The sequence below is a fragment of the Sphingobacterium sp. 18053 genome (genome assembly GCF_902706145.1).
In the GTDB taxonomy this organism is placed as follows: domain Bacteria; phylum Bacteroidota; class Bacteroidia; order Sphingobacteriales; family Sphingobacteriaceae; genus Sphingobacterium; species Sphingobacterium paramultivorum.
Map to the genome: position 1 here is coordinate 148,167 of NZ_CACSJW010000010.1, position 23,549 is coordinate 171,715.

At 41.2% G+C, this 23,549-nt stretch carries 17 protein-coding genes; 7 read left to right on the forward strand and 10 right to left on the reverse strand.

Annotated elements, in window-relative coordinates:
- Positions 1 to 55 precede the first annotated feature (55 nt).
- The gene (locus GVK91_RS22670) at positions 56 to 4,900 is read left to right on the forward strand and encodes a DNA repair ATPase (RefSeq protein ID WP_159731411.1); all 4,845 of its coding nucleotides are present in this window, start codon (positions 56 to 58) and stop codon (positions 4,898 to 4,900) included.
- Between the two features lie 104 nt (positions 4,901 to 5,004).
- Here GVK91_RS22670 and GVK91_RS22675 read toward each other — a convergent pair whose 3' ends face one another.
- The 9 genes from GVK91_RS22675 to GVK91_RS22715 form a co-directional block, all read right to left on the reverse strand.
- Entirely contained in the window at positions 5,005 to 6,708 is a 1,704-nt protein-coding gene (locus GVK91_RS22675; protein WP_159731413.1) for a bifunctional alpha/beta hydrolase/class I SAM-dependent methyltransferase, read from the reverse strand.
- A 63-nt stretch (positions 6,709 to 6,771) separates the two neighbouring features.
- On the reverse strand, positions 6,772 to 8,208 hold the full coding sequence (locus GVK91_RS22680) for a phosphatase PAP2 family protein (protein WP_159731415.1): 1,437 nt from the start codon (positions 8,206 to 8,208) through the stop codon (positions 6,772 to 6,774).
- Positions 8,190 to 8,945, reverse strand: a complete 756-nt coding sequence (locus tag GVK91_RS22685) for an SDR family oxidoreductase (RefSeq protein ID WP_153844905.1) — start codon at positions 8,943 to 8,945, stop codon at positions 8,190 to 8,192. Before GVK91_RS22685 ends, GVK91_RS22680 begins: the two co-directional genes overlap by 19 nt.
- A complete protein-coding gene (locus tag GVK91_RS22690; protein WP_159731417.1) occupies positions 8,942 to 9,970 on the reverse strand; it encodes a patatin-like phospholipase family protein in 1,029 nt (342 codons plus the stop codon). Before GVK91_RS22690 ends, GVK91_RS22685 begins: the two co-directional genes overlap by 4 nt.
- A 50-nt stretch (positions 9,971 to 10,020) precedes the next feature.
- Complete coding sequence (locus GVK91_RS22695; RefSeq protein WP_159731419.1) at positions 10,021 to 10,851, reverse strand: phosphatidate cytidylyltransferase; 831 nt, start codon at positions 10,849 to 10,851, stop codon at positions 10,021 to 10,023.
- Positions 10,844 to 11,446, reverse strand: coding sequence for a CDP-alcohol phosphatidyltransferase family protein (locus GVK91_RS22700; RefSeq protein WP_075990835.1), 603 nt, complete (start codon positions 11,444 to 11,446; stop codon positions 10,844 to 10,846). The genes GVK91_RS22695 and GVK91_RS22700 overlap by 8 nt, the downstream gene beginning before the upstream one ends.
- Positions 11,447 to 11,608: 162 nt before the next feature.
- On the reverse strand, positions 11,609 to 13,093 hold the full coding sequence (locus GVK91_RS27415) for a YgcG family protein (protein WP_194932839.1): 1,485 nt from the start codon (positions 13,091 to 13,093) through the stop codon (positions 11,609 to 11,611).
- 180 nt (positions 13,094 to 13,273) lie between these two features.
- Positions 13,274 to 14,596, reverse strand: a complete 1,323-nt coding sequence (locus GVK91_RS22710; protein WP_153844902.1) for a gluconate:H+ symporter — start codon at positions 14,594 to 14,596, stop codon at positions 13,274 to 13,276.
- A 16-nt stretch (positions 14,597 to 14,612) separates the two neighbouring features.
- Positions 14,613 to 16,124 (reverse strand): gluconokinase, encoded by a 1,512-nt coding sequence (locus GVK91_RS22715; RefSeq protein WP_159731421.1) that lies wholly within the window; start codon positions 16,122 to 16,124, stop codon positions 14,613 to 14,615.
- Between the two features lie 180 nt (positions 16,125 to 16,304).
- Here GVK91_RS22715 and gndA point away from each other — a divergent pair, with 180 nt between their 5' ends.
- Positions 16,305 to 17,720, forward strand: coding sequence for an NADP-dependent phosphogluconate dehydrogenase (gndA, locus tag GVK91_RS22720; protein ID WP_159731423.1), 1,416 nt, complete (start codon positions 16,305 to 16,307; stop codon positions 17,718 to 17,720).
- A gap of 123 nt (positions 17,721 to 17,843) precedes the next feature.
- Here gndA and GVK91_RS22725 read toward each other — a convergent pair whose 3' ends face one another.
- On the reverse strand, positions 17,844 to 19,475 hold the full coding sequence (locus GVK91_RS22725; protein WP_153844899.1) for an ABC-F family ATP-binding cassette domain-containing protein: 1,632 nt from the start codon (positions 19,473 to 19,475) through the stop codon (positions 17,844 to 17,846).
- Between the two features lie 77 nt (positions 19,476 to 19,552).
- Between GVK91_RS22725 and trmD the strand changes: the two genes are divergently transcribed.
- The 5 genes from trmD to trpC all read left to right on the forward strand — a co-directional run bounded on the left by trmD (position 19,553) and on the right by trpC (position 23,537).
- The gene (gene trmD / locus GVK91_RS22730) at positions 19,553 to 20,230 is read left to right on the forward strand and encodes a tRNA (guanosine(37)-N1)-methyltransferase TrmD (protein WP_088160046.1); all 678 of its coding nucleotides are present in this window, start codon (positions 19,553 to 19,555) and stop codon (positions 20,228 to 20,230) included.
- Positions 20,231 to 20,488: 258 nt separating this feature from the next.
- Positions 20,489 to 21,892 (forward strand): anthranilate synthase component I family protein, encoded by a 1,404-nt coding sequence (locus tag GVK91_RS22735; protein WP_153844898.1) that lies wholly within the window; start codon positions 20,489 to 20,491, stop codon positions 21,890 to 21,892.
- Positions 21,889 to 22,158, forward strand: a complete 270-nt coding sequence (locus tag GVK91_RS22740) for an isochorismate pyruvate-lyase (RefSeq protein ID WP_159731425.1) — start codon at positions 21,889 to 21,891, stop codon at positions 22,156 to 22,158. Before GVK91_RS22735 ends, GVK91_RS22740 begins: the two co-directional genes overlap by 4 nt.
- 9 nt (positions 22,159 to 22,167) lie before the next feature.
- Complete coding sequence (locus GVK91_RS22745; protein ID WP_153844896.1) at positions 22,168 to 22,743, forward strand: aminodeoxychorismate/anthranilate synthase component II; 576 nt, start codon at positions 22,168 to 22,170, stop codon at positions 22,741 to 22,743.
- Positions 22,744 to 22,754: 11 nt separating this feature from the next.
- Positions 22,755 to 23,537: an indole-3-glycerol phosphate synthase TrpC gene (gene trpC / locus GVK91_RS22750; RefSeq protein ID WP_153844895.1), complete on the forward strand. Its 783-nt coding sequence runs from the start codon at positions 22,755 to 22,757 to the stop codon at positions 23,535 to 23,537.
- Positions 23,538 to 23,549: the final 12 nt, after the last annotated feature.

Consider the following 23,549-nt stretch of genomic DNA (forward strand, 5'->3'; position numbering starts at 1 on the left):
GCAGGTAATAAACAAAAGATTTCACCACATATACAAAGTCGATAAAGCTCATTTTATGCCAGAAGAAAACGTAATAAACCAGAACGACTCCCTTGATCAAGGTGCATATGAGATTATTCGAAAGCGACTCCTTACACAAAAAGAAGAGCTTTCTTCCAAACTCCTGCAGCTAAATGATGCCCGCAAGGAAGTATTTAATGCGACAAGTTTTATACTCAAGGCCAATCAACGGATCACCACAGAAAACAACTGTGTTGCCCGTGGTATTTTAGCCCTCGACAATCTATGTATATTTGGCTATAATGTCCATTTTGGCTTACGCTCTGAAATTAAACTCGAAGATGTTTTTAGTGTATATGCATTTGAAAACAACCAGTTTATACCACAATCACTCGATCTGATCAATGATCACAATTTCATTAGTGATTATCAAAATCTATATAAATACTATCGCGACTCGATCTTTTCCAAGTTTCGACGTACGGAAAACTATCTTTACATGATCTTTCAGACCAGCAAAAATCCTGCTGACCTGAAAGCTTTCAAGTGGTTGATCAAAGACGGAACGCTTCAATATCAGGACGACCGAAGCATTCATGAGGTCAAATTGCCTAACCAGTTTGAGTTTGATTGGACAAAAACAACACTGGAAGATCGTCGTCTTGGGAAACATCCACACATATCCATTAAGGACAAAATCTTTATTGAAGCAATCAATGGCGATATTACTTTCAAAATCGAAAATAATACCGATACGGGGAAAGGGATCTTCTCCGAAAAAGTTTCAAACACCGACCAACAATTGGACGATGCGGATTACTATTATGCAGACCTTGGCAATTTGATAGCCGTTCGCATCAAACCCTATCAAGAAGATTTCCGCGCATTTGTCTTTAACCAACGGACAAAAGAAGTTGTCAATCTTAAATCGCTTAATGAATCAGCCATTCTACTTCCCGATAATCAAGGAATCATTTTTTCTAACGGATACTACCTGCAGAATGGCACCCATAAAATCTTTGACGTCCAGTTTGACCAGGTTAGCTTCCTTAGACGCATAGCATCACCAAACGGCGAAGACTTTCTCTATATCTTTTGTCAGGAAGAGACGAATACCTACATCTTACTGTCTTATAATATCATTCAGCAGCATGTCGAAACTCCGATCATCTGCAATGGCTTCACACTTTTCAAAGACGGTAGTTTAATTTACTTTCACACAGAGGCTGAAGCAACAAGGCATCATCAGGTTCAGATCTGGGAAACCCCTTACTTGGCCGTACTCAAAGAAAATGAGCTAAAAAAAGACGATCCGCTTTATAAGGTTGGTAATAAACAGATCGTACAAGCCATGGCCGAGGCACAAGAAGTCATACAGCTCATTAACAAAGAAGACAGTTATGAAGGTCTTTACGAGGATATACTCAAAAAATCGACTGTCCTGCTTGACTCCTATTTTTGGATAAAGGATGAAGCCTTGTCAAACCTTGGGCAGCCATTAGCTCAAATCAAGGAAGTTGCCAATACAGCAATTGACGAGTTTGTTAAGGTTCAAGCCCAACGTAAATACGCCACAGAGCTCAATAGCAGTGCCGAGAAGAAAATGGAAGAGCTTACCTTTTCCATCAATAGTACAGTAGTCGAAAAGCTTGATCAACTTGTTCATCAACTGGCAGATTCACGTCGTTTACAGGGCGAAATCATTGACCTCAAAAATGTCAAATATATCGATATAGTCCGCATCGATGCTTTACTCGATAAACTACAGTCAATCACCACCGAACTCGCCGAAAAGACAATTGCCTTCTTGCTTCGCGACGAGGCATTGCAGTCCTATGAGCAAAAAGTTGAACAACAGAAGAACAACGTCGCTGCAATTATCAAAGTTTATGATGCCAAAGCGATCGAGGAAACGAATTCGGCAATATCCAGTGAGCTCGAGCTCCTAATTGACATACTAAACAGCTTAAAAATAGACGATTCCACCCAGACGACTAAAATAATTGAAAAGATAGCTGTTATTTTCTCGTCCTTGAATGAAGTCCGGTCGCAGCTTACACGCAAACTCAATTCATTAAAAAGTACGGAAGCCATTGCAGAATTTTCGGCCCAGCTTACGCTACTGGAGCAATCTGTCACCAACTACCTTGAACTCTCCACAACAACAGAAAAAGTAGACGAGTATTACACCAAAGTCATTGTCCAACTGGAAGAACTCGAAAGTAAATTTTCAGAATTTGAGGACTTTGCACTGAAGATCGCAGATAAACGCGATGAAGTTATCAAAGCATTCAATTCCCGCAGAGAGCAAATCGTTGAACAGATCAACAAACGCAGTTCTTCGCTCGAACAAATTGGGCTTCGTGTTTTAAAGAATATCGAAAACAAATCAAAGACATTTGCAACACGTGAAGAAATCCTGAGTTTCTTTGCTTCAGATTTGATGATTGACAAAATCAGACAACTTGTGCAAGAACTGAAAACGCTCAGTGATGTTTCAAAAGCCGAAAATCTTGAAAACCTACTCAAAAAATCTCAAGAGGATGCATTGCGCATTTTACGTGACAGGAATGATCTTTTTGTAGATGGAGAGAATATTATTGCGCTTGGCAAGCATAAATTCGCCGTCAATAATCAGTCACTTAGTTTAACGCTCTTGCGCAAAAATGACGAAATATACTTCCATCTTACCGGAACAAGCTTCTATCAAAAAGTCAAAGGCTCCGAAATAGAAAACTTTAGAGATATTTGGGATCAGGAACTGATTTCCGAAAACAAAGATGTATACCGAGCTGAATATCTCGCTTATAAAACATTCCTTGCTTCTAAAGGACAGCACGATTTTGATGCCAACCTGTTTATCAATCAGACTGTCGAGCAAAGTTATTCGGAAGGTTATGTCAAAGGAGTGCATAATTTTGATGCCCTGGTAATCTATGATACCATCAAACAGCTAGACAGCAAGCTTGATCTTTTACGTTACGATGCTCATTTGCGTGCTATGGCGCAGTTGTTTTGGCATTCACTGGCCCAAGACCAACAGGAAAAACAGAAAGCGTTGATCCAGTCTACACACTCCGTATTAAAAGCATTTCCAAATTCCACACGCTACCAATCTGTCGTTGACGAACTCACAAAATTATTCAACAATTGGGACACTCATTTGGACCGCTCGACAATTAGTGGAGAGGAGATCGCGAGCTATCTTTTCCAGACTTTCACAAGCTACAGCAAGTTTGTCGTCAGTGAGCAATCGGATGAACTGAAGAAGGCTTTCATCAGGTTATTGGAAAACAAAAAGAGTTTCAAACTCTTTGAAGCAGATATTCAGCATACACAATTTAATCTCGTAGACCGTTTCTATTTGACTTTAAATTGGCTAAATTCTTTTATCGACGAGAACAGTGACTACCAGGCTTTCCACAAGTACATTGAGGAAACTGCAGTCACACTCCTTTATCCAAAAGATGAATACCAATTGATCATCGCCAAAGACAATGCGCTCATCCAGGGATTAAAGGGAAATCATCCGATCTTGAACAATGGAGAAGAGCAGATTCAATACCATCAATTTCTGAGTAGGTTGAAGACATTTGCCGAATTGAATGCCCCTCGTTTTCAAGAATTCGCTTCTTTGAAGGAGCAGCTTGGAAAAACATATGCCAAGGAGCTGAAAATCGGAGAATTTGAACCAAAAGTCTTAACATCCTTTGTCCGCAATAAGTTGATCAACGAAGTTTACTTTCCATTGATCGGAAATAATCTGGCCAAACAACTTGGGGCAGCTGGCGACAATAAACGTACCGCCAGAATGGGTATGCTTCTCCTCATTTCTCCGCCAGGTTACGGAAAGACAACATTGATGGAATACCTAGCGAAAACCATGGGATTACATTTTGTGAAAATCAACGGACCTACAATTGGGCATTCCATTACTTCAATTGATCCTGTGGAGGCGAAAACTTCCGGGGAACGTGAGGAACTTAAGAAGATTAATCTTGCCTTTGAAATGGCCGACAATGTGATGCTCTACCTCGATGATATCCAACATTTGAATCCTGAATTCCTACAGAAATTTATTTCATTGGCTGACGGCCAACGTAAGATCGACGGTATTTTTGAAGGCGAGAGTAAAACATATGATTTGCGCGGGAAAAGATTCTGCATCGTAATGGCTGGAAACCCCTATACAGAAAGCGGGTCCAAATTTCAGATTCCAGATATGCTTGCCAACCGTGCCGATGTCTACAATCTAGGGGATGTGATCGGTGATACCGAAGCACTATTCAATCTAAGCTTGATCGAAAATGCGGCAATTGAAAACAGCTACCTTGAAAAAATAGCAAGCAAATCCTTCAACGACTTTTATGCTTTAGTGAACTACGCGCAATCGGTGGTAGACCAACTTCCCGATTTAGAAGGCAATTACCTGAAGCAAGATATCGATGATTTTATAACGGTATTAAAACATGTATTAAAGATCAGAAATGTTGTCATTAAGGTCAATCAAAATTATATTCAAAGTGCGGCCATGCAGGACAATTACCGAACAGAACCGCCGTTCAAAATGCAAGGATCTTACCGGAATATGAGCAAGCTCATTGCGCAGATCGTGCCCATGATGAACGATCAGGAAATCGATCAAGTTATCCTCGCACATTATGAAAGCGAGTCACAAACCCTTACTGCCGATACAGAAAGTAATCTTCTAAAATTGAAAGAACTCGCCGGATTGATAAACAATGTGGAACAAGAGCGCTGGGAACACATCAAACAAATCTTCCGCAAGAACAATAAACATGGTGGTTTGGCCAAAGATGATAAGGTGTTTGCACAAATGCAGGACTTTAACGAAAATCTAGAGGGTATCATACAGGCCATTCGTGCTTATAAGAATTAGCATTTTTCATGATTTTTCCAGCTGACGACAAAAGATGAGTCAGCTGGAAAAAACTATCCTAAATAGACGCACAACAGTGCTTTTCTAGAAATAGCGATTGCGGACTACTTATTTACCAGGCCCGAAGAGACTGTAAATATGCCAAAGTCGTCGATTAGCATACGTTCCTTAACGACTCCATTGTAGGCCATCAGACGGTCTAATTCTTTCTGCGAACGACGGCGCATCACCCAGTCTTTTTTCTGATGACTGTTTAACACGTAAGCAATCATCTTTAACTGTGGATGCCATGGCTGTCCAGTATAAACCAAATGACTGCTTTCTTCACAAATCGAAGTTGCACCTTTTAAAGCCCTACTTGCCATTTCATTGTCACCAAAAAGTTCAAAAATACCTGAGATAATAACAATGTTAGGCTCAAATTCCAGTTTGGAATAGGTAGCTGTATCAAAACAATCGTAGTTGGTAAATCGTATTCCCTGCAATCCGTTTCTACGGATAATCTTCTCTCCTACCGCAATATTTGACAACAGGAATTCATTAATCACGATTTCGGCTTCGGGATATTTTTCTTTAATATCAAATAAGTAATTTCCGGTCCCACCCGCAATGTCCAATATTTTAACGGTTTTTCCAGCAGCTTTAACTTTCGTTATATGCTCTTCCAGCAACTGTAACAAGTGTTGTTTTCGAATGCGAATTCCTTTCCAGCCGATGGCCTCCAGATAACCACGGTCGAGGATACGCCCAAAGCGATTTTTACCCTGCGATTCATTGCGATAGACGTAGTCCAGCGATATCCCAGAATCAAATCCAAACTGCAGGCCTAAATTCATTCCTTTACTTAAGGAACCTATTTTACCCAATGCCCATTTTTGGACCGCATAATTCAATTTTTCACCCGCAGGAAGTAACTTATGGTATAATTGTTCATACTCTTTCACCGAAAACTCATCGGGTTCAAGCGTCAACTCAGGACTTTGTCGGGCATAGGCCTTGTCGATAAAGTTTCGCAGATACTGGTAAACTTTCTGCCGGTTTGTTTCAAATAGAATCCCATGGTAGAAATTACGTAATGTAATAAAGGTCTTCAACTTTGAAGCAATTGTCACAAAGAATTTTTTCTGTACCGAATTTTTGACCACATAATCTTTTTCAGCAGAAAGGACAATCACAGGAATATCAATCGCCGCAGCGTCTTCAACGATACGCTCGCCAGCTTTTAATAGATCAACCAACAAAGCGCCATTGATAGATTTGGATATCAAAGGATCGGCATCGTAAGCCTTCTGCTGATCGATATCGTGAGTCAACACTTTAGATTTGACATAACTCTGGATAATCAGATCTTTTTTTAGCTTTGTTCCCAAAGCAATCATCTGATTTGCCAAGGGCACATATAATTTAATTTCAAATGCAGGTGCCAACAATGCAATACCAGCGACTTTAGGAGCAAAATCATGTACCCAGGCACTGACAATAACTCCTGCAATACTATTGGCGATAACGAAAATGTCTTTCGAATCAACCAAATATTCTCGGCCTATATAATGAACGAAACTATCTAGATCCCGTACATAATCCATAAAGATCGCTGAAACTGGTTCTTTCGTATAGCCATGTCCGCGCAAATCAAATGCAAAGATTGAATGATCGGCAAACTGTGGATCCGTAGCCATCTCCTGCAGACGTTCCGAATGCTCATGCCCACGGTGCAGTACGATCAATGTCCGCTGTCCGGCCTGATAATTCCAAACGCGATATAATAACTCCCCTTGATCAAAACTCTTGAAGTAACCTGATTTCATGTATAATTTTATTGACTAATATCAAATAGTATAGTTAACAACAAAGATCATGCAAATGACTGTCTAGCTATTTCTCTCGACCAGCACCTCCATCAACTTAAGTGTATGTCTATGCAATACAAGATGCTTATTATGAGATTTAACCAAATCTATAGCATCCATTAAATCTAAAGATAATATTTTTTGTGACAATAGAACAGCAAAAATCATACTCCTGTTGTAGCCCATTGTACAATGTATAATCATATTTTCACCTCGCTTCAATTGCTGATAACTGATGACAAGCGCAGCCAATATCCTTTCGGCATCAGCCAGCGTAATTGCCGCTATATCCAACAATGGAAATGAATGATAGTTTTCCTGTACATGTAGGATCGCTATTTCTTCCAATTCTGCAGCCAGGTCAAAAACAACCAGATGCTTATTCAGACCAAGCACACGGAGCTCTCCGGTTGTCGTCCTCGGGCCTACATAACAACGTGGTAAAATCTCAAGCAATGGCGGATTATTACGACGTCTTACGAATCGCCACAACAACCAATAAATCCATTGGTATGGGCTATAAAACAATTTCTTAAAGCAGGGTATCCAACCTTTTTCATTTTTCAGAAACTTTGGATTATTGATAACATAATTTCTTCCTACCGCAATACAGACTAAGGATGGCCAACACAAAAGATATAATCCAAATGCATGAGTCCCACCCCATAATGCCAGTAACAGTAAACACCAGCCGATAGCGTAGTAAACGTTGCCAATTCCATGGTTTCTACGACAAACCTCGGCCTCCAAGTCTAATTTCCCCTTTTCGTCTAATTTCATCTTTTCGGTACCGGCCAAAAAGGGCAAATCCCCCGCCTTTAGCCTCGATAAAGCGCTGTCATGAAGCAATTCCGATGGAGATGGGAATAGGACAAATCCAACATGAGCCAGAATCAACGCTGTCAACACATCCACCAGATGGTGCTGATAAACGGTGAGTGTAGCAATCCCCATGAATAGCAGCCAAATCCCCACTACCCAGCGTGTCCAGCCTTTTAGCGGCCTACCGAGCACAGACCAAAACAGACATGCATACGCCACATGCAGCGAAGGTGCTTGATTAAATGGAGAGTCATGCTTATTCAAAAAGGTGAAGAAGAATTTAAAAACAGGATGCTCAACGCTAGGCCTATCAAAAGAAAATCGCAAGGGAAAAATAAAAAAACAACAAATAGAGACGATTGTAATGAAACTGAAACGCTTCGTATAGACCCAAAGCTCTTCTCGACTTCGACAACAGAAAGGAACCAAAGCGAAGAACAAACCGCTACTCATGTAGGGGATAATCATCCAAGAAACGAACGGCATAAAGTGTTCAAAAGGAAACACAAACGAAGATACAGTAGCCTGATTTGCAGCATGGACCGCAGCAGCAGAATAAGTCAACTGGAAAAATAGCGCACAATAAAGGAAAACAGCAAATTGCAGCCCCCTATTTTTCAGTCGTTTTTCATCCATTTGGCCTTCCTTGACATAATTTTATTCAACACAATATTTGGAAGTAGTCCCAGAGATGCCATCAACCACTTCATACGCTTCGGAAAAACGACTTGCTTCTTCTTCTGTTCGATAGCTGTCATTATACGCTCTGCTGCATCGTCTACAGGGATTAAGAATGGCTTTTTAGACAAATCTTGCTTATTGAGCGCTCTCAGTTTATCCGTATCAACATAGCCCGGAGCAATAACAGTAACCGCAATTCCATACGGATGGAGTGCCCTACGATACGCGTCAGCCACTTGGATTGCAGCACGCTTTGTCTTACTATATAGGCTTGAATTGGGAAAATGAAGCGTTCCCGAAACTGATGCAACGATTGCAATTTGTCCTTCCGACTGACTTTGCATAGCAGTTCTTGCCGCTTCAAAACAATTTAAAGTGCCCATCATATTGACCTGGAGCATAGCCACCGCCTCCTGATAGCTTATTTGTTGAGCAACGTCATCCGCGTAACTCCCTGTACAATTGATAAAGAGATCTAAAGGCATATGTGCACAAAATGAACTGACCGCATTTTGCAGGCTGCTCAATTGATATACATCGACTTCAAAACTTCTGATGCTATGTCCCCAGGAATATGCCGACATTTTCGTCAAATCACGCCCACATACCGCTACCTCCGCTCCTTGCTCAAGATAACGCTTGGCCAAAGCAAGGCCTATTCCACTTGTACCACCGGCAATAAATACTTTCATTTCAATGAATTTAATGTCACCTCATAGCCATAGTTCCATTGCGCTTCCATCGCTTCAGCAAATTCTTGTTGATCAATCGGGAAAGACAGCGTAACTTCAAATTTAGACCAATCAATTCCTTTTTTACAGTATTTCCCAGCTAATTGTTCCGCGGCATCCTGTGTATCAATCCAATGTGCATACGGAAACTGCTGTTCCAAATCTGTTAATCGTTTATTTCCGCTAAAGCCCAATACCGCCCGAACCAACGCTTCTTCTTGTGGTTTATAAGGTTGTTTTCGCTCACATATGATGTTTTGAGCAAGCGCCTTTGCTAGCTCCATTGGAACAAGATCAATTGCTCCACCCGTATAATAGGTTTTATTGGAGCATACAGGTTCAATATAAAACATATCGGACATCGAAATACGGGCCGCCTGTAGCATAGAAAACTCAGCGCTCAAATGAACAGCTTTAGCCACTGCACTATGCTTGTAATTATCATCCAAAATTCCTATTGTCTCAACCGGCACGTTTGCCAATACATCCTGAGTTCCCATCAACATCTTTTGATAGAGTTTCCGATCCCCACGCCGCTGCCCAACTTCAGACGGACTGAACAGCACTCTAGCGCCAACCACAAGTGCTGGAGTTTCTGCTGAGAATGGTCTATCCAATGTAGGCAATAGTGAGGAAAGATCCTGTTCCATATGGACAAGATAGCGATTAAAAACATCCTCAATAAAGGGCGCCCGTTTTCTGTTAAACTGTTTTTTCAAAACATACACGCCCAGCCTCCCCAAACGACGCTGTTCTGTAAGCCGATGATGCAGGAAAAACTGATAAAACTCGTCTGATTGCAGATAGGACTTGCGAGCTTCATGTGTATCAAAGGCCTGTATAACAGCCACTGCCATTGAACCACCACAGCTTGCGATAAGGAGATCTGGTTTTAAGCCCAGCTCATCTAACGCAGCATACATACCAAGATATAGACTGAACCGAGTTCCGCCCCCCGAAAATAAAACTGCACGTTGATAAGCCATCAGATTGAAATTTTAGTTAGCCTTCTCACTACCACATTCATCAAATTCTATTAATTCCCCAACAACAGGATAATCAAAACATAAAACAGTGGCGCATTGAAGATCAGACTATCGATACGATCCAATAATCCACCATGCCCAGGAATTAATGTCCCAGTATCTTTCACTCCTGTCTTTCTTTTCAGATAGGAAAAAAGGACATCTCCCCAGAATCCCAAAATACCGAAAAACAAACCGAACAACGAAAAGTATAGAAAATTCTGAAATGGCAGTAAGAAATAGCCCAATAAATTACTCAGTATAATTGTTAAGCTGATACCGCCCACACATCCCGCAATTGTCTTATTTGGACTAATACGCGGAACGATTTTACGTTTGCCAAAAAACTTACCCATCAGGTATTGAAAGACATCATTCAGTTCCGTTAGCACAACAATATATCCGATTAATTTTAGTCCTAGGAACGCGTTGCCATCCATTTTAATGGATCGGATAAAAGCTAAATGACTAAATGCAAGCAAACAAGCTACCGCGCCCAAAAACAGCCCGAATACAGCTCTCTTCTTAACCTTTAAACCATACTTGAAAAACAAGGCAGTCCCCAAACACAAGAAGCTAGCCAACAATAGATATGCTCGATAGGAACAAAAGTATAGGAGCAACGCTTGCAACAATGCCATGCAAAGAAACACCAATGGATGCGTCTTACATTCAGGGATAAACATACGAGCAAACTCGCGCATCCCCTGAAAGGTTATCCAGGCGACAAACAAGGGTGATAGTGTTGCAGGAACGAAGGCAACCGCCAGTACCAAGACAATATATCCCCAGCTTCTAACACGAACAGGAACATCTGCGAATTTGCCGTTGGCATCAGCCATGTGCCAAAGCCTTTCTCAATCGAGTTACCGAACTCAAAAGTAAGAGTAAGCACAAAACACCAAAAATATAACCTGAAACAGTAACCATTGAAATATGCAATAATGCTAAAATTCCATATACCCCCAACAGCAAAGCACGATCACTTTTACCCATCGGTCCATCGTAACGACGATCATTGGCAATCACCTTCCCGATCAATCCACAAAACTCATTCACAACACTTAATACGATAAAAGCGACGATCAGATATATGCTTTCCGGATGAAACTTCAACAAAGGAAAAAATAGCACGACATCCGAAACAATATCTCCGACTTCGTTCAAGACTTCGCCCGTCTTGCTAGTCTGATTAAAAAGTCGTGCCATCATGCCATCTAAGGCATTCAAAGCCATTCGTAATAACAATCCGATTGGCAGGGCCAAAAAGAAAATCGGGAAGCGATCAGCATACCAAAACAGTAAAGCAATGATCAAAGACAATACAATAGATCCGATCGTAATCTGGTTTGCCGTTACCTTTTTTCGATGCAAAAAGTTCAAGATCGGCATCAGCAACTGCTGAAATTTTGGTTTTAATTTATAAACAGAAATCATCTCGCGCTAGCTGTAATTTATTTTTTCATTTTTTTTAAAAAAAAATTTGCATAGTGTAATATATACACTATATTTGTGTCATCATAATTTAGGTTTATAATTGGTTATTTAAGGTTTTCATTCTCCCCGTTTGGAAACCTTTTTTTTGCCCTAAATTATGGATTACCATCGTCCACCGGCACCACCCCCGCCAGAAGATCCGCCACCAAAGCTTCCACCGCCACCACTACTACTAGATCCTCCACCAGAGCTACTCGATGTTGAACGCACTTTAACTGGAGTCGAGTGTTCACCATGAGATACCCGATGTCCACAATTCTTACATAAGTCAAAGCGTTCCTCCAATCCCTGCGAACTATAAGTTGCTGCACGTATCGTCTTGGTACGTCCAGTCTCAAAAGTTCGATAATGACATGCAGGACATTCACTGAACCCAACATTCTCGTCCCAGGGAACCAGCTTTGTTTCATTGGTCTCCTGATCTATCCAGATTTCGTACGAACGGCTACCAATTTTTTCCTCCAAAAGCTGCCCCTTATCCAGGTACGCACTTTCACGGGTAGATACATCATCCTTATTCATGCGCAACCAGCGACCAGATTGATCTGGAGGAACCAATCGAAGTTGATTCTTCCGAATGCGTTTATTTAATCCAATGAGATCAAATAGTGCCAATGGACTCAGTAATAGCGGAACCAAACCCCAGACGCGAAATTTACGTAGGGCCTTTTGAATATTTTCCTCATCCTGATAGGAATTAACAATTTGCGTGCGGCTTGCATTGTATTTCATGGCCAGGGTAATACTACCAAAAACAACTATAAAATAAGGTAGATTTTTCCACTGATAGACCTTCTCAAAATTATTGAGGGCAAATGCACAGATAAACACCGAGATAAACATTAATATCCCCATACAGCCGCATCCACTGACTAAAGGCGGAAAATATTTACTTTTTTTGGTCAACTTTCCTTTGATCGCTCGCGTCACCTCGCCCAACCAGATATAACAGATCGCAAATAAACCTAAAACCAACAGTGAATTTCGCAGAATAGGACTTTTAAAGCTCCAGACCGGCGTTGCCTCTGGCATCAAGCGTTCCAGCTCGGCCTTACTATCCGGTGAGGTAAGTATTGTCTTAATAAATTCTGCGGCCTCCTTAACACCGCGGTCGTAATCTTCATTCCTAAAATTGGGTACGAGATATTTTTCGCCAATACGTTTTAAATAGGCATCGGGCAAAATACTTTCCATACCATACCCTGTAATAAAACGGTATTCATGTCGGTCTTTAGCAATAAACAACAAAAGCCCATTGTTACTTTCCTTCTTACCGATACCCCAGGTATTGAATAATTTTAAGGCAAATTCGAAATCACTGTCGCCAACATAATCATTCACAACAACGATGGCAAATTCACCTTTTGTAGCAGCCTCAATCTGCGTCGATAAGCCATCTAATTCGGCCACTGTACTCGAGGATAGGATTCCATCCGGATTGGAGACAAAATAATCCTGTCCCTGTAATTTCGGGCTTGGCAAATTGTCGACGGTATAGGCGATAAATTGCCCGAAAGCTGACAGCCCGGGGAGGCAGCTTCCTACCCAAATCAATAAAAAAATATAAAAACGATGTAATCTCTGCATAGTTTTAGAACAACAAAATTTGGCTCATTGTCACGATATTAAGAAAAAAAAATCAAACAAAGGTTTTCATCAAAAAAAAGCCCATAATCAACCGATTATGGGCCTATATAATTCAATATTCGTTTAAGACGCTCTGTCCTATTAATGTATCCTAGCAATATGAAACTTTCCCATTCGCTGTCAATGACCAAGCCAGTGTAAAATCAAGACACCGATCAATCCAATAACAGAAACGAGCGTTTCCATCACCGTCCATGAGCGAAACGTATCCTTCATGCTCACTCCAAAATAAGATTTAAACATCCAAAACCCCGGATCGTTGACGTGTGAGAACATGAGACTACCCGCTCCCGTCGCTAGCACCATTAATTCAGGAGTAACCTCTCCTGCCCGCACAATGGGAAGCATAATGCCCGCTGCCGTGAGCCCAGCAACACTAGCCGAACCGATAACTAGGCGAATGATACCGGCTATTAACCATGCAAGCACAAGAGGCGACAAGCTCAGGTCTGCGGTTAGGTCAGCGATGTAATTCGCTACACCACTATCTACCAAAATTTGCTTGAAAGCGCCTGATGCTGCAATGATAAAAAGGATCATCATTATCCCGCGGATTGCTTCTTCCACACTTGCTGACTGCTCCCGCAAACTTTTGCCTTGGCGGATACCCATTGTGTACATCGCCATTAGCGATGCAATCATTAAAGCCACCACCGGGTCACCCAAGAAACGTAGTGCCTTCAGCCAAGAGGAGCTTTCTGAAAATATTAGATGGGAAAATGAACCAAAAGCAATTAAAATTATTGGAAAAAGCCCCGTAAATATACTAATTGCAAATCCGGGAAGCTCTTTTCGATCTGCTTGATTGTGTTCAGGAAAAAACTCAGTGGGCGGGTTGGTCGGAATACGCTTAAGCATCCTGCCAAAGAGCGGTCCACCGATAATTATGGCAGGAATTGCCACAATAATGCCATACGCCATTGTTAAACCTATATCCGCTTTGTAGGTAAGCGCTATGGCCGTAGCTCCCGGATGTGGAGGCAAATAACCGTGTGTCACGGACAGCGCTGCCAGCAACGGAATGGCGACGTAAAGCAAGGGCATTTTATTGGAAGCACATACCATGAAAACGAATGGTACTAAGACAATAAAACCGACATTGTAAAATAAGGGAATTCCTACTAAAAAGCCCGTGAGAACCATTGCCCAAGGTAAGTTCTTTTTGCCAAATACAGCCGTTAGTACCTTTGTAATCTTTTCTGCAGCACCACCCTCCGCCATCAATTTCCCCAGTAGAGCCCCGAAAGCCAACAATAGTGCCAACTGGCCCATAGTGGTACTCACTCCAGTTTCAACAGATTTAAGGATATCGACGGCACTCATATTCATCGCAAAACCAACCGCAACGGAGGTTATCAGTAATGAAAAGATCGTGTTTAACCTGACGACAGTGACTAAAAGAAGTAGTAAAGCTACTCCCAAAATAACGATGATTAGAGGCATAATAATTTATATCTAGTTAAAAATCACCTTCCAATATATGGTACAGGTGTTCAAATTTCTGGAAGTTTTTAATATATACAGCGTGATTCTCCGCACTCGGTTTATAACAGTGCTCGGTATCTTGCTTTCCTTCCGTTTGTTTGTTTTTTATAGTAGGCTCACCTCCCTGTATACCTAATGCTTCCAAGCCTATCAATGCTGCTCCCCATGCAGAGCTTTCTACTGTATTTTTGGTAAATACAGGTTTATTGAAAATGTCTGCAAGCATCTGCACCAACAACGATGAACGCGCTAAGCCGCCGCTTGCAAAGATCGTATGAATGGGACCGGTGTTCTCCTCTAATGCGATTCCTACACTGTAAATTGCAAACAACATCCCTTCCATCATGGCACGTGCAAAGTGCGCCCTGCCATGATGCAACTGTATTCCAAAATAAACACCTTTTGCATTGGAATTCCAATGTGGTGCCCGTTCACCAGTTAGATAGGGCAAGAATATCAAGCCCTCCGCCCCGGGAACGACGGAGTCGACCAAAGCATTTAACGACGCAGAAGGATCTCCATCTGCTTCCATTTGGGTAAATTCGCACAAAAAGTTGTCTCGAAACCAGTTGCGTAATACACCGCCATTGTTAACCGCACCACCAATTATATATTCATTTGGTCTAAGTAGATATGTAAATAGTCTTTGTTTTTTTTCTTGATTTGCCTGCGAACTTGCTACGCGAATAGCCCCACTGGTACCGACTGTTACCGAAGCCACTCCAGGACTTATAGCCCCTACCCCGAGATTAGCCAAACAACCATCGCTACCACCTATAACAAAAGGGGTATCTTCAGGGATGTGCATCAAGGCCGCAATTTCTCGGCTAGGCATATTTAAAATATAATCGACCGGAACTGGAGATGCTAGTTGCTCTTCCGATATACCCGCCAAGCTTAACGCCTGATCAGACCATGTTAGGTGATGTATGTCGAAAAGCCCTGTTGCAGATGCGATGGAATGATCGACTATGTAAACTCCAAAGAGCCGGTAAAAAAGAAATTCTTTGATACCGATAAACTTGTGCGACTGAGCAAATAATTTTTGATCGTTGGACTTTATCCACATTAATTTGCAAAGCAAAGACATGGGATGTATTGGTGTACCCGTCTGCTGATAAAGCAGCCTGCCCACCTCACTTGCCTCCAAGGCAACCGCAATATTCTCGCTTCTGCGATCTGCCCATATAATGCAATTGCTAAGTGGCTGCCCCGCCGAGTCAACAGCGATCAGTCCGTGCATAGCACTGCTCACCGAAATACATACGGGTTTCGGTAGCTCAGCACGAGATTGCCTTAAGCTAATCATTACATACCGAACAGCCTCAATACATGCAGCATAAACAATCTCCGGATCTTGCTCGTACCAGCCTTCCGACGGGTTTAATATAGGATAAGGTACACTATGCTGGGATAAGATGTTACCTTCGTAGTCAAATGCAACAGCTTTCGCAGATGATGTCCCAATGTCTAATCCAATGATCATAAATAAAATTGATGTTTAGGAGAGCTCAATATACGGATTATCTGTTGGTTTACAACAAAAGGCTCAATACCAGCAAACTAATTGGAGCGAGAAAAGCGCCGCATACCGATCTGCTGATAATTGTCTTTCATAGTATCAACAAAAATGGTAAATTTCAACTTAGAAAAACGGTATTAAACGATGAGTATAGATAAAAAGAATAACTACAATTTTGGAATAGTTGGACTCGGCGTAATGGGACGTAATTTATTGCTGAACATCGCCGACAACGGTTTCGCAGTAGCAGGACTAGACCTGGATCCACAGAAAGCGGAGTCATTGGAAGCTGAAGCAAGCGAAGGACATCGCATCAAAGTGACGACCCAAGTAGAAGAGTTTATCGGGGCTTTGCAACAACCCAGAGCAATTATGCTATTGGTGCCGGCCGGAAAGCCGGTAGATATGGCAATTGCCAGTCTTGTTCCGCTTTTGAATAAAGGAGATATAATCATCGACGGCGGAAACACGTACTTCGCGGATACAGACAGAAGGTTTAATGAGCTTTCCGTTTTGGGTATACATTTCTTCGGAATGGGCATATCGGGAGGAGAAAGTGGCGCTCGTCGCGGGCCAAGCTTGATGCCCGGTGGCGACAGAAAGGCATACGAAAGACTAAGACCAATATTTGAGGCGGTTTCGGCCAAGGTAATCGGCGAGCCCTGTGTGGAATTTTTAGGCAACGGGTCGGCCGGAAATTATGTAAAGATGGTGCATAACGGTATCGAATATGGTATCATGCAGTTAATTGCAGAGACCTATGACCTGATGAAAAGATTATATGGTTTTGACACCCAAACTATACAGCAGACCTTCGAAGAATGGAACAAGGGCGAACTAAACTCGTTCTTGCTTGAGATTACCGCTCAGATTCTGAAGAAAAAAGAAGGTGACCAGTATTTGGTGGACCTGATTTCAGATTGGGCAAGATCAAAAGGAACGGGTAAATGGACTTCGCAAAATGCGATGGATCTACAGGTGCCAGTCCCGGTGATTGATGCAGCGGTCAATATGCGCGATATGTCCAAATACAAACCCGAACGTTTGGAGGCAGCAAAATTACTTCAATGGGATGGACAAGCGGTTGATCTCCCCGCAGCAACACTCATTTCTCGCTTAAAAAATGCATTGTACTTTGTGATCATCACGACCTATGCGCAAGGTTTGGCACAGCTTACTGTTGCATCGGAAAGCTATAGCTATGAGTTAGATTTACAGGTGGTAACCAAAGTCTGGCGAGGCGGCTGCATTATTCGCGCGGCTTTGCTCGAGGATTTTAGAAAAGCCTATGCGGCTAATCCGGACTTGCGCAATATCCTACTCGATAGCACCATTGCACAAAAGTTGCTGAGTACACAGGCCAGCCTTCGCGAGGTATTGAAAGATGCTATCGCAAATGGGATACCCGTATCCGGATACGTAAACGCACTCTCTTATTTTGATGCCTATCGATCGGAAAAATTACCTACAAATATTATACAAGCACAACGAGACTATTTTGGTGCACATACCTATGAACGTATTGATCGGGAAGGTATCTTTCACACACTTTGGGATTAAGGAAAAAAAGCTTGAAGATTCGATTAATCTTAATTAAAAACGCAAAAAAGCGGCTTTTATATAAAAAAGCCGCTTTTTATAACTGAGCCCCCTATCGGGGTTTATACTACGTCTATTTAGATGCTAACGTTCAATATCCTTCAAGCTACTCATCTTCTTGTATTCCAAGAAACCTTTAATATCCTCAAAATGTTCGCGTACGCGTTTATTTCCGAATTCAAAGACTTTCTCAGCCAAACCATCCAAGAAGTCACGGTCGTGCGAAACAAGGATCAGCGTACCATCGAAATCTTTCAAAGCATCTTTGATAATGTCCTTTGTCTTCATGTCCAAATGGTTTGTCGGCTCATCGAGAATTAATACATTTACCGGTTCCAACAACAATTTTATCATCGCCAGACGTGTTCTTTCTCCTCCGGACAGCACTTTCACCTTTTTAGTTGTATCATCGCCACTAAACATAAAGGCTCCTAAAAGATCTTTCATTTTAACACGCACTTCACCTACAGCGATTTGATCAATGGTATCAAAAACGGTCATCTCTCCATCAAGCAATGCGGCCTGATTTTGTGCAAAGTACCCAATTTTTGCATTGTGGCCGACTTTCAAGGTACCCTCAAAATCGATCTCACCCATAATTGCTTTAATCATGGTCGATTTACCCTCACCGTTCTTCCCGACAAAAGCGACCTTTTCACCACGTTCGATGACCATATTTGCTTTTTGAAAAACAACGTGTTCATCATAAACCTTCGTTAGATCCTCAACGATAACAGGATATTGACCCGAGCGCGGGGATGGTGGAAATTTAAGACGCAGTGCGGAAGTATCTACCTCGTCGATCTCAATGATTTCCAATTTCTCCAACATCTTTACACGCGATTGCACCTGCAATGTTTTAGAATAGGTACCTCTGAAACGATCGATAAACTCCTGATTGTCCGCAATAAAGCGTTGTTGCTCTTCGTACGCTTTTAGCTGATGCTGGCGACGCTCCTGACGTAACTCCAAGTAATGACTGTACTTGGCACGATAGTCATAAATGCGTCCCATCGTCACTTCGATGGTCCGATTGGTGATATTGTCCACAAATGTCCTATCGTGCGAAATAACAATAACTGCTTTAGCCGAATTGACCAAGAAATCTTCCAGCCATTGAATACTCTCGATATCCATGTGGTTGGTTGGCTCATCCAATAAAATCAAATCAGGCTTTTTCAATAATATTTTAGCTAATTCGATACGCATCCGCCAGCCACCGGAAAACTCAGAAGTCTGTCTTGTAAAATCCGAACGCTCAAAACCCAGCCCCTTCAATACCTTTTCAACCTCTGCATCATAGTTAACTTCCTCAATCGAATAGAACTTTTCACTTAATTCGGATACACGTTCGATCAATTGCATATAATCGTCAGACTCATAGTCTGTGCGGATATTTAATTGCTCATTCAGGTTCTCCAGTTCATCACGCATCCCATAGACTTCTTCGAAAGCCTTTGATGTTTCTTCAAAAACGGTCACGTTATCCTCCGTTAGCAAATGCTGCGGTAAATAGGCGATAATCGCATCTTTTGGACCAGCAACATTACCTGTAGTAGGTTTACCCACTCCAGCGATAATTTTTAGTAAGGTAGATTTGCCGGCACCGTTTTTACCCATCAATGCGATCTTATCATTCTCATTAATGGAAAATGATACATCTGAAAAAAGAGTCGTTCCCCCAAAGGAAACAGAAATATTATTTACGTCAATCACTGTATATACACTTAATTTTGGCACAAAGATAAGCGAATCAATCTTATAAATGGTGCATTTTTGTGTATCTTTGCCACATGCGTTTTGATATTATTACGGTCTTACCTGACCTCTTGGAAAGTCCATTTGCACACTCTATTTTACAACGAGCAAAGAATAAAGGCTTGGCTGAAATTTATGTCCACAATTTAAGAGACTATTCAACAAATAAACACAAAAGTGTCGATGATTATCCCTATGGAGGCGGATCGGGCATGGTCCTTCAAATCGAACCCTTTGCCAAGTGTATTGAGCAATTGCAAGCTGAACGGGAATACGATGAGATCATTTACATGACTCCCGACGGGGAAACATTCAATCAGGATATTGCGAACGGATTATCTACAAAAGGAAATATGATGATTCTCTGTGGGCATTACAAGGGAATAGATCAACGTATCCGTGATATTTACGTAACAAAGGAGATTTCGGTCGGTGATTATGTATTGTCCGGAGGAGAGCTTCCGGCTGCGATTGTTACAGATGCTGTTATCCGTCTGATTCCCGGAGTTTTGTCGGATGAAACATCCGCGCTTTCAGATTCTTTTCAGGATGGATTACTTGACGCGCCTATCTATACACGCCCTGCAGACTGGAAAGGCCACAAAGTACCTGATATTCTCCTCAGTGGTCATGAGGCAAAAATCGCTGCATGGAAAGATGAACAACAGTTAAAAAGAACGCAAGAAAGACGTCCTGATTTATTAAATGATTAAGAAATAAGGTGAATTTTTGTTTTTTTATCACAAAAAGTTTGCTTATTTATTTTTTTTTATAAATTTGTGTAATAATGACACGAAGATATACAAATACAAATTGGTGGTGGCCTGAAGCAATAAGCATCGGGAACTAATTGGTATTGTCATAATATTTCATAATCAACCAAAACCATTTATGGAAATTCCAACCCCGATGCTGACCAGTATCGGGGTTTTTTTATGCAAAATTTACAACAAGAAGATAAGACACAAAAAATGAAGTATACATTCAAAACACAAACCAGAAAGTTGCTTGCGGATACAACTACACCAGTGAGCATCTATCTTCGCCTAAGAGATATCTTTCCAAACTCATTGTTACTGGAAAGTTCCGACTACCATAGTCGCGACAACAACATAAGTTACATCTGTTGTCAACCAATCGCTGGGATCCAGCTCGATGAGAAAGAGCTGACGCTCACTTATCCGGGTAGAGAACGTATCGTAAAAAATGCGCACGAAATCGAATTACGTCAAGAAGTTTCCGATTTTAGAAATTCCTTCGAAGATCATACAATTGCTGAACTTAACTTGATCTCCAATGGCCTATTTGGTTACTTCACCTTCGATTGTATTGAACACTTTGAAGACATCAAACTAACAACAATGGTAGATCCAGCACGGAAAATACCGTTTATGCAATATCATGTTTACAAATATGTCATTGCCATCGACCACTTCCGTAATCAACTCTATATTTTTGAACATCTGCTGGATGACGAAGAATCAGAACTTGAAAGAATGCAGTTCCTTATTCAGAACAAAAACTTTCCCGAATATACCTTCAAACTAGCCGGTGAGGAAAGCTCCAATCGTACCGATGAAGAACACCGTCAGTTGGTCAAAAAGATGAAAGAGCATATACAACGTGGTGATGTATTCCAGATCGTTCCATCCAGAGGCTTTAAGACACCGTTCTCCGGGGATGAATTTAATGTCTATCGTGCGCTCCGCTCCATCAACCCTTCGCCCTATCTTTTCTATTTTGATTATGGTGACTTTAAACTTTTCGGATCATCGCCTGAGGCTCAATTGCGTATCCACGGGAAACAAGCGACAATTTTCCCTATTGCAGGAACATTCAAACGGACAGGCAACATGGAGGAAGATCAAAAAATAGCCACCAAGCTCAAAGAAGACCCTAAAGAAACTTCAGAACATGTTATGCTCGTCGATCTTGCCCGCAATGACTTAAGTAGACATTGCACCCAAGTTAAAGTTGAGTCCTACATGGAACCACAATATTACTCGCATATTATCCACTTGGTCTCCAAAGTAACGGGCACATTAAAAGATAATATCAACCCATTTGACATCGTAGGTGATACATATCCAGCGGGTACGCTTTCAGGTGCTCCAAAACATATGGCGTTGACATTGATTGATCGTTATGAAGGATTACAACGCTCATTTTATTCGGGTGCAATTGGATTTATGGGTTTTAACGGAGATTTTAATCATGCCATTATGATTCGTTCCTTCCTAAGTAAGCAAAACACCTTACATTATCAGGCCGGTGGCGGTATCGTACTAGATTCAGACCCTGAAATGGAGCTACAAGAAGTAAATAACAAAATTGCTGCGCTACGAAAAGCATTACAATTAGCAGAAACATTATGATCAGACCATTGGAATACTGTGTCAACAAGCAACATATCCATGATTCGGTAGACACCATTGACAACCGCATCGTTGAGCTATTGGCATTACGAAAAACCTATATTGGCAAAGGCAAGTCTTTAAACGATGAGCAAAACGGAGAGCAGAATATTATACGGAACCTGGACAGTAATTATGTCCTACTGGCAAAAAGATTTCATTTGCCAATCGTATTTATTCAGTCCATATTCCAGGAAATTGAAAATTATATTAATCAAGATTTATAGCAAAAGGTTATGAGCAACAATAAAATAGTCGTTATAGACAACTACGATTCGTTCACCTACAACTTGGTCCATTTGTTACAGGAATTAGATCAAGAATATGTTGTATGGAGAAATGATAAATTTAAACTGGAAGATATTGATGCTTTCGATAAAATACTTCTTTCGCCGGGCCCAGGTATTCCAGAAGAAGCTGGATTATTACTTGATGTTATCCGTACCTACGCCCCACATAAAAGTATATTGGGTATTTGCTTAGGCCAACAGGCTATTGCAGAAGTCTTTGGTGGTACACTATTCAATATGGAAAAACCTTTGCATGGCGTAGCAACAAATATTACTGTTGTTGATGAGTCAGAGAAATTGTTTCGGGACTTCCCAAAAGATTCCAAAATTGGACGCTACCATTCTTGGGCCGTAAACAAAGACAGCCTACCAGCTAGCCTCAAGGTAACGGCGATCGACGAGAATGGCATCATTATGGCCTTAACCCATACCGAATACGATGTAAGGGGAATGCAGTTCCACCCAGAGTCGGTATTGACCACAAATGGTAAAAAATTAATTGAAAACTGGTTGGGAATCTAACATCTAAAAAAATGACTATACTTGATAAAATCATTGAACGAAAAAAAATAGAAGTAGAAAAAGCAAAAGCTTTAGTTCCTTTGGAAGAGCTATTAAACTATCCCTATTTCAGTGTGGCTTGTCTATCGTTGAGAGAATCTATTCTTGATCCTGAAAAAACAGGAATTATAGCTGAATACAAAAGAGCATCGCCATCAAAAGGAGACATCAATAGTACTTCAGCAGTGGAAGATGTTGTAAAGGCATACGAGGAGGCAGGTGCTTCGGCAGTCTCGGTTCTCACTGATGGCGAATTTTTCAAAGGCAATTTAGAAGATCTATCGAAAGCACGTAAGGCTATTAGCATTCCTATCTTAAGAAAAGAATTCATCGTGGATAAATATCAGATCACCGAAGCAAAAGCTTATGGAGCAGATATCATCCTTTTAATTGCAGCATGTCTGAAAAAGGAGGAAATACAGGAATTTGCAGCCTATGCACACCAATTGGGTTTAAATGTTTTACTTGAGGTACACAATGAACAGGAACTGTTGGATAATCTTTTCGATGACATTGACGCAATTGGTGTCAATAATAGAAACCTTAAAGATTTTTCAGTCGACATTCAGCATTCTTATGATCTCCTGAACAAAATACCAACAGAATATATTAAAGTATCTGAGAGCGGTATAGCTGATCCTTCGACAATTAAAGCCTTAAAAAAAGCCGGATTCCAGGGATTTTTAATTGGTGAAAATTTCATGAAGACAGCCGATCCTGGACAAGCTATCAAAGACTTTGTAAAAGAAATATAGAAAGTTATTTAA

Excerpts from the sequence above, each read along its gene's own strand:
- GVK91_RS22670 (WP_159731411.1), top strand. The coding sequence starts at position 56 with ATGCCAGAAGAAAACGTAATAAACCAGAACGACTCCCTTGATCAAGGT.
- GVK91_RS22675 (WP_159731413.1), bottom strand. The coding sequence starts at position 6,708 with ATGAAATCAGGTTACTTCAAGAGTTTTGATCAAGGGGAGTTATTATAT.
- GVK91_RS22680 (WP_159731415.1), bottom strand. The coding sequence starts at position 8,208 with ATGGATGAAAAACGACTGAAAAATAGGGGGCTGCAATTTGCTGTTTTC.
- GVK91_RS22685 (WP_153844905.1), bottom strand. The coding sequence starts at position 8,945 with ATGAAAGTATTTATTGCCGGTGGTACAAGTGGAATAGGCCTTGCTTTG.
- GVK91_RS22690 (WP_159731417.1), bottom strand. The coding sequence starts at position 9,970 with ATGGCTTATCAACGTGCAGTTTTATTTTCGGGGGGCGGAACTCGGTTC.
- GVK91_RS22695 (WP_159731419.1), bottom strand. The coding sequence starts at position 10,851 with ATGGCTGATGCCAACGGCAAATTCGCAGATGTTCCTGTTCGTGTTAGA.
- GVK91_RS22700 (WP_075990835.1), bottom strand. The coding sequence starts at position 11,446 with ATGATTTCTGTTTATAAATTAAAACCAAAATTTCAGCAGTTGCTGATG.
- GVK91_RS27415 (WP_194932839.1), bottom strand. The coding sequence starts at position 13,093 with ATGCAGAGATTACATCGTTTTTATATTTTTTTATTGATTTGGGTAGGA.
- GVK91_RS22710 (WP_153844902.1), bottom strand. The coding sequence starts at position 14,596 with ATGCCTCTAATCATCGTTATTTTGGGAGTAGCTTTACTACTTCTTTTA.
- GVK91_RS22715 (WP_159731421.1), bottom strand. The coding sequence starts at position 16,124 with ATGATCATTGGATTAGACATTGGGACATCATCTGCGAAAGCTGTTGCA.
- gndA (WP_159731423.1), top strand. The coding sequence starts at position 16,305 with ATGAGTATAGATAAAAAGAATAACTACAATTTTGGAATAGTTGGACTC.
- trmD (WP_088160046.1), top strand. The coding sequence starts at position 19,553 with ATGCGTTTTGATATTATTACGGTCTTACCTGACCTCTTGGAAAGTCCA.
- GVK91_RS22735 (WP_153844898.1), top strand. The coding sequence starts at position 20,489 with ATGAAGTATACATTCAAAACACAAACCAGAAAGTTGCTTGCGGATACA.
- GVK91_RS22740 (WP_159731425.1), top strand. The coding sequence starts at position 21,889 with ATGATCAGACCATTGGAATACTGTGTCAACAAGCAACATATCCATGAT.
- GVK91_RS22745 (WP_153844896.1), top strand. The coding sequence starts at position 22,168 with ATGAGCAACAATAAAATAGTCGTTATAGACAACTACGATTCGTTCACC.
- trpC (WP_153844895.1), top strand. The coding sequence starts at position 22,755 with ATGACTATACTTGATAAAATCATTGAACGAAAAAAAATAGAAGTAGAA.